General features: G+C 63.0%; 9 protein-coding genes. 5 read left to right on the top strand and 4 right to left on the bottom strand.

From position 1 onward, the window contains the following. On the top strand, positions 1-301 hold a 301-nt coding region (locus IL54_RS22905), incomplete at its 5' end, for a type IV secretory system conjugative DNA transfer family protein (RefSeq protein WP_237748829.1). Between the two features lie 521 nt (positions 302-822). Here the strand turns inward: IL54_RS22905 and IL54_RS09125 are convergent. The 4 genes from IL54_RS09125 to IL54_RS09115 all read right to left on the bottom strand — a co-directional run bounded on the left by IL54_RS09125 (position 823) and on the right by IL54_RS09115 (position 3,492). Beyond that, positions 823-1,776, bottom strand: coding sequence for a replication initiator protein A (locus IL54_RS09125; RefSeq protein WP_037474991.1), 954 nt, complete (start codon positions 1,774-1,776; stop codon positions 823-825). 43 nt (positions 1,777-1,819) lie between these two features. Continuing rightward, entirely contained in the window at positions 1,820-2,107 is a 288-nt protein-coding gene (locus IL54_RS24075) for a ribbon-helix-helix domain-containing protein (protein ID WP_132470352.1), read from the bottom strand. A 1-nt stretch (position 2,108) separates the two neighbouring features. Next, positions 2,109-2,756, bottom strand: a complete 648-nt coding sequence (locus IL54_RS09120; protein WP_037474988.1) for a ParA family protein — start codon at positions 2,754-2,756, stop codon at positions 2,109-2,111. 106 nt (positions 2,757-2,862) lie between these two features. Continuing rightward, entirely contained in the window at positions 2,863-3,492 is a 630-nt protein-coding gene (locus IL54_RS09115) for a SprT-like domain-containing protein (RefSeq protein ID WP_037474986.1), read from the bottom strand. A gap of 399 nt (positions 3,493-3,891) precedes the next feature. Between IL54_RS09115 and IL54_RS09110 the strand changes: the two genes are divergently transcribed. The 4 genes from IL54_RS09110 to IL54_RS09095 all read left to right on the top strand — a co-directional run. Then, positions 3,892-4,467 (top strand): GIY-YIG nuclease family protein, encoded by a 576-nt coding sequence (locus IL54_RS09110; protein ID WP_037474984.1) that lies wholly within the window; start codon positions 3,892-3,894, stop codon positions 4,465-4,467. A 73-nt stretch (positions 4,468-4,540) separates the two neighbouring features. Beyond that, positions 4,541-4,756 carry a hypothetical protein gene (locus IL54_RS09105; protein WP_037474983.1) on the top strand — a complete coding sequence of 72 codons (216 nt, stop codon included), beginning with the start codon at positions 4,541-4,543 and terminating at the stop codon, positions 4,754-4,756. Continuing rightward, positions 4,749-5,897, top strand: coding sequence for a DNA cytosine methyltransferase (locus IL54_RS09100; RefSeq protein ID WP_037474980.1), 1,149 nt, complete (start codon positions 4,749-4,751; stop codon positions 5,895-5,897). The genes IL54_RS09105 and IL54_RS09100 overlap by 8 nt, the downstream gene beginning before the upstream one ends. Then, positions 5,894-6,494 (top strand): hypothetical protein (locus IL54_RS09095; protein WP_037478215.1); only part of this gene is annotated, 601 nt, incomplete at its 3' end. The genes IL54_RS09100 and IL54_RS09095, both read left to right, overlap by 4 nt.

Below are 6,494 nucleotides of genomic sequence, written 5' to 3'. Positions count from 1 at the left end.
TCATGCCGCTGCTCATCAAACCGCTACCGTGAATCCGTGTCCTGATAATGCACAGGGGCCGACGTTGGAATATGCGACCCTCAGCACGTCGCGCGGCACTGGCTGGGGCGATAATCGCGCCGGTCCCTCGGAAAGCGTCAGCACGCATGTCACGGCGCGGCGGCTCGTCACGCCCGACGAAATCATGCGGATGCCGGCCGACACGCTCCTGTTGCTGCGCCAGGGCGAACGCCCGCTCTGGGCCAGCAAGGTCCGCTACTATGACCAGCGCGAGTTCGCCGGCCTGTTCGATCCGGCGTGATCGCACACACCCGTTCTGGAAGATCGAACGGTGAGCTTTGGGGTATCGCCTTCGCCGCCCTCTCCGCCGGCGAGACGCTGAAGGTACACATCGCCAGTTTCGCTTGGCTTCTCCCGGAAGCCCTGCGGCCGTTAGGCCGCTCTGGTGACGGCTATCGCCGTCGCGGAACGAAGGCGCATTGGCCGGTAGGCCAATTCCGCATTGCTCTTCTCAGGTCACGGCTCTGGGTGCGTCCTGACGTTAAGAGATTCTGTTAAATAGGAATCGTTAAACAAGTTAAGCCTGTGGAAAAGCGGAAATATCGCTTTCGGTACAATCACTTGCCACATCACCCGGTGGGTGAAACCACGTGATTCGGTGTGTGATCCCACGATAGCAGGGTGTGTGAAACCACGAACGGAAGGTGTGTGATCCCACGATAGTAAGTGGCTCCATATTTCCCTTCTCGGGGCGGCTTTTGACTCATCATCCAGGTCTCGTTGCCCGCCCGTCCAAAGCTGCGGTGTGTGAAACCACGATAGTCAGGAGCGGCGTGCAAGCCGGTCCATGAGGTCATCAACCTCGGAGGTTCTCCGGCGATCGGCCTCCAAGCGGGCACGCCGTTCCTGCTCGGCCTGGAGTTGCTCGGACAGCGCCAAGGCCTCCGCCTCCCCTCTCAACCGAAACGTCACGGCCGGGCTGCCATCTACGGTCGTAGCCATTTCCACCGCGTAATCAGGAAGCTGGTTTGCCTCGATGATCTTGCGCAGCATCCGGTTGAACTCTTTGGGCTTGCTGTCGCTACCGGTCTTGTCGCGCAACACCTCAACCCGGCACGTCCACCCGCCTCGCTGGTTGCCGGCGTGCTTGCGGGCGATGCGGTAAAGTGCTCGCTCCAGTCCTCCGGAGAGCAGGAAATAGTCGGGGTGCATGGTGAGCAGCGAGCGCTCCGCCATGATGCCTTCATAGACCCAATCAGACAGAGTGATGGTCAAACCACGGGGCTGGTCAGTGTCGGGGTCCACCTCCAAGGTCCATTTATCCAGCCAGTTGAAGCCTGCCTTGCTGCGCCGCTTGGGCGCGCGGATGGACGTAGAGATGGAAGTGGTTTGTAGTCGCTGGAGGGCCGCTTGCAGCTCCTGGTAGGCCCTCCCGCTGGTGTCGCGCTTGATCGCCCGCAAAAGGTCGTAAGATGTTGTATTGAGCGTCCTCGGAAGGTCGTTGATCCCCTGCTCACGCATTCGGTTCAGCGTCGAGGTGGCCCAGATGATGATATCGGCATCCCAGATCGTCGCCATGCCATAAGCCGGGATCGCTTCGATCTTCACCCAGGTCGCCCCATCGGGGCTGGTATATTCGATCGGCTTGACCCGCTTGCGCTTCTGCAAGGAGAAGAATGGTCGTTCCATCGTCTCCCGCTGATCCTTGAGCGGAAGGTCGCCCATGATCGGCAGAAAGAGATCGAACTCCGGATTAGGGTCCTGCCGCTTCTTCACGTTTCAACCTTGCACGCTTGCAAGTGTGCAATATTGCACACCGTCACCGGCCAAACTGCTGCTTAGCGTCATACTTGGCCACCAACTCGGCAATCGCTTCGGCCAGCAAGTCCTGATGGCTGCGCCGCGTCCGCGCTGCCAACACTCGGAAGGCCTCCGCAGTCGGGTCTGCCGGATCGAAATAGGCTCCGAGATGATACTTGCCGGGTCGTCGCCCGCCGGATCGTGCTGCCGGCTGTTCCGGTGCGGGGGAAGGCCGCGCCTCCGCCGCAGCGTCTTGCGCTGGCTTCTCCGGGATCGCCGGCGCGAGAAGAGATGAACGACGTGCCATATCAAACCTTCACATTTGCAGGTGTGCAGTCCTGCAAGACTTCAAACAGGAACTCACGCAGGGATGCAATCTCCTGAGCGGCTTTTCCCGCCGGCTCATGCTCGATGACGCCAAGCCCGTAAGGCCATGCTGCGCGATAGACGCTGCGCTCGCGCAGCACCGCGCGTGCGACTTTCAGCCCCGAGGCCTCAACCAAGGTCCGGGCATCTTCCAACAGCGCCGTGGCCGTCGGGGGTGCAGCATTGAGCACGACATAGCCGATCTTGCCGGTGCTGCTGATGAGCTGGGCGGTGCGTTTGATCGCGTCCAAATCGATGAGGGAAGGGCGGCACGGAATCAGAACAAGGTCGGCGCGTTGCGCGGCGGCAACGGCTTCAGCGCCAGCGGCAGGTGGTGTGTCGATGATGGTGAGCGCAAAGCCATTCGCTCCGGCGGCATCGATCGCCTGATCCAGCCGCCGGGCGCTGATCGGCTCGACATGCGGCAGTTCGGCCTCACGGCGCTCACTCCATGCTGTGGCGCTCTCCTGCGGGTCGAGGTCGAACAGCGCGGTCTTGATACCGATGGATTGGGCAGCAACCGCCAGATTGACGGCCAACGTGGTTTTCCCAACCCCGCCCTTTTGAGCTGCTAGTGTGATTATTTGCACGTGTGCACACCTTCAATCTTGTTGGTGTGATATTATGCAGATTGGAAGGATGGCACAACCCATTGGAGTTCCGCCACCTGCCGTTAGCTGACTTTTGCGATCTAGATTAGCCCGCCGCCTCATCGTCGCTGTCGAGCGCATCGTGGCGCATGGGTCCGTGGCCGTCGACCGGGCACAAGGGCGCGCCCGCTGTCTCCAGCCATTTGCGTGCCGTCCTGACGGTATAGCCGCACGTCGCGCATTCGCATTTCAGCATCCGCGCCGCTTGCTTCTTGGGCCGGGTGGTCTCCCCGTCAGTGTCGAGCCGAGCATGGGGCAGGGGGCCTGCCGCAGCGAGGATCGGTGCAATGGCGGAAAGGAAGGCGCCCCCGGGGGTGGTGGCGCGCATTGGCCCGACCAGCCCCAGCCCGACTGCGACCCGTTTAAACGCTCTCCCGTGTCCGGCCGCGATCCCGACCGCCGCGTGGACCAGCTCGTGCGCGAGGATCGCGGCGATCTGCGCTGGCATCGCATCAGGGGCGTGGGCAAGGTCGGGCCGGATGAATATCTCGAAATGCCCGTCGCCGCTGCGCCGGTTGTCCCAGCACTCGCCGATCGCCTTGCCCTTGGCTCCCCTGCTGGTGAAGCCGATCGCCACCCGCACGCGGGAGGGAAGGGGGGCGTCCAGCGCCTTGAATAGCGGCCCCATGCCGATCGCCACCCGGTTCAGCCAACTTTCGCGATTATCCTGCTCCATGTCCTGCTCCCTTCAAATCGCCCTCGGGGCGATGGCCTTGGCCATCGGCTCTGCCTCGTGGCGAACAGCGGGGGGTGAGGGGGCAGCGGGAATCTACCGGTGTGGTGCGGGCGCAGGCGTAGCCGAGCCACGGTCCGGCTGATTGCCGTTGCTGGGAGAGGGGGGCGGCGCCCCACTTTCCCTCCGATCAAATGCAACGCCGCCGGCGTCGCCGGCGCCACCCTGGACGGGCGCGCCCGTCCCTCGCGCGAGCGATCGTCACCCGTGTGGGACGAGACGCCGATCGGCGGCTCGGTCGGAGCGAAGCGGAGATAGAGCGCGGTCCAGAAGGACGCGCCGACTTGGCGCCTGCAACTTACCAAGGCTATCGTGCCGCTAGATATTCAGGCGGAGTAAGCGGTGGCGATCGATTTTACATTCAGGAAGAAGGCGGTCCGCACCCTTACCAACCAGATTGGCGTCTACGTCCTTTGCGATCTGGACCAAGTGCCGATCTACGTTGGCCAGTCCAAAGATGGCATTCGCAGCCGCGTTGCGCGGCATCTGACTTCCGCCCGCTCCGACATTATTGCCAATCGTCAGATCGACGTTTGGGAAATCGCTTGGGTGCTCGCCTATCCAGTGGAAACGAAGGAAGAGATCACGCCGCTGGAAGGCGTGCTGTTCCACCACTTCAACCCAAAGTCTCAACTGATGAACGGGTCGATTCCTGCGGCTCCTCCGGAAGGCGCGCCGGTGCCGGAGCCAGCCCAGGTGATTCAGGTCATGTCGGATGAGGAGATCGCCGACAAGATCGATCCGGTGCAGCGGCTTCCGCGCCAGGCAGGCCACTACACTCAGATCGTCGGCCATTTCCTGGCGGTGAAAAACTCACCCCAAGTAGCTCGGGCTATGGATGCTCACTTCAATCGACTGGCGAGCTACCATGCCGAGCTGCTGGGCCTGACGGGCGAGTCTGATCCTGGAGAAGAGTAGGGGGCTTGCTCATTTTTTAGAACAGACGCAGAACATACTAGACAGAAGATGATTGTGGCGCCACAATGGCGCCATGACCACGAACTCCAAGCCCGCCACGGTGCGCGACCTTGATCGCATAAACCTGCGTCTCTCTGCTGAGACGTTCGCGCTGATCGACGCTGCGCGCGCCGGCCGTCCCGGCAACGTCTCGCGCAACACCTGGATCACCGAAGCCATCGCGGAGAAGCTGGCGCGCGAGACGGGCGCCAATGACCGCCGTGAGGAAGGTCGGGTCGCCAATGGCTGAGTTTTATGAGTTCTTCGCCGGAGGCGGCATGGCCCGCGCCGGGCTGGGAGCGGGTTGGACCTGCCTGTTCGCCAACGACTTCGATCATAAGAAGGGGCTCACCTACCAAGCCAACTGGGGGACGGGAGGCGAGCTGAAGGTTGGCGACGTGAAGCAAATCACCGCTGCGGATTTGCCCGGCGTCGCTGATCTGGTCTGGGGGTCGTTCCCCTGCCAGGACCTGTCGCTCGCAGGCGGCGGCGCCGGCTTACGCGGCGAGAGGTCTGGAACCTTCTACCCGTTCTGGGACGTGATCAGGGGGCTGATCGCGGACGATCGCGCGCCCCAACTGATCGCGCTCGAGAATGTCTGCGGGACGCTGACTTCGCATGGGGGCAAGGATTTCGAGGCGATCTGCCAGACCTTCGCCGACGCTGGTTATCGCTGCGGCGCCCTCGTCATCAATGCGGCCCTGTTCCTCCCGCAATCCCGTCCTCGGCTGTTCGTGATCGGCGTTCATGGCGACGTGCAGGTCGATCCGGCATTGCTCGCGCCTGGTCCCATTGAGCCCTTCCACACTCGCGGGCTGCAAAGCGCCGTAGAACGGCTGCCGGCGGCGTTGCGCGAGGCAATGCTGTGGTGGAACATGCCGACGCCGAACCGCCGCAATACGACGTTCGCCGACATGATCGAGGAGAACCCATCGAGCGTGCCGTGGCACACGCCGGCCGAAACCCAGCAACTCCTAGGCATGATGTCGCCGCTCAACCTCGCCAAGGTGAACGCGGCCAAGCGGGCCGGGCATCGCGTGGTGGGCGGCGTCTACAAGCGCACGCGGCTCAACGAAAAGGGCGTGAAGGTGCAGCGCGCGGAAGTGCGTTTCGATGACATTTCGGGCTGCCTGCGAACGCCCGCAGGCGGGTCCAGTCGGCAGGTCATCGTCGTCATCGACGGCGCCAAGGTCCGATCGAGGCTGATCTCCGCGCGTGAGACGGCCCGCCTGATGGGCCTGGAGGACGACTACAAGCTGCCCCGCAACTACAATGAAGCTTATCACCTCACCGGAGACGGGGTGGCGGTGCCGGTGGTTCGGCACTTGGCCCATCATATCTTGGAACCCTTGCTCGGCATGGCGGAGGCGGCCGAACGGGCGGCTGCATGAGCGTCATCCCCTGCGAGCAGAACAGCGATCTGCGCGCGCAAATCGAGCGGTTCGCGGAGGTCTTGAAGACCGAGGCGCACCGCCTCGGCGATCATGGCCTGGACGAACGCGACTTCTACAATTCGGGCCTCTTCCGGGGCGCGGTCGAGCGGGTGAGGGGGCAGTTCTCCGCGACGATGCGCGCCAAGCGCGAGTTCGTTCAGCACGTCCTGAACCACATGGAGGATGAAGGCTTCATCGCAGGATGGGACCTGACGGAGGACTCCAGCCGCAACGATTATGCCGTCCGGCTCCCAAGCGGGCGCAGAGCCGTCATTGACCTGAAAGGCTGCCTGGACGGCAACAACACCAACATATTCGAGCGTCCGGCCGATGCCGATGAGTTCGTGATCTGGAGCATCTGCACCAACCTTGGCGCCGATCCACGGCGCAATGCCTGGTCGGGGATCCACACTCGCCTCAGCGCCGAGGTGATCTCACGCAATCAGCGGGTGGATGGGCTGATCGTCTGGGACATGGTGTGCGGCACGATCGGGCGTCCATGCCCCAAGGTGGCTGGCGAAGACGGATCGAGGCTCACCGACATTGGCCCTTTCC

Origin of the sequence: Sphingobium sp. ba1 (assembly GCF_000743655.1) — a bacterium.
In the GTDB taxonomy this organism is placed as follows: domain Bacteria; phylum Pseudomonadota; class Alphaproteobacteria; order Sphingomonadales; family Sphingomonadaceae; genus Sphingobium.
This window is presented reverse-complemented; position numbering and strand designations above follow the sequence as displayed.

Bases quoted from the DNA above. Each gene is read 5' to 3' on its own strand.
- IL54_RS24075 (WP_132470352.1), bottom strand. From the start codon at position 2,107: ATGGCACGTCGTTCATCTCTTCTCGCGCCGGCGATCCCGGAGAAGCCA.
- IL54_RS09115 (WP_037474986.1), bottom strand. From the start codon at position 3,492: ATGGAGCAGGATAATCGCGAAAGTTGGCTGAACCGGGTGGCGATCGGC.
- IL54_RS09105 (WP_037474983.1), top strand. From the start codon at position 4,541: ATGACCACGAACTCCAAGCCCGCCACGGTGCGCGACCTTGATCGCATA.
- IL54_RS09100 (WP_037474980.1), top strand. From the start codon at position 4,749: ATGGCTGAGTTTTATGAGTTCTTCGCCGGAGGCGGCATGGCCCGCGCC.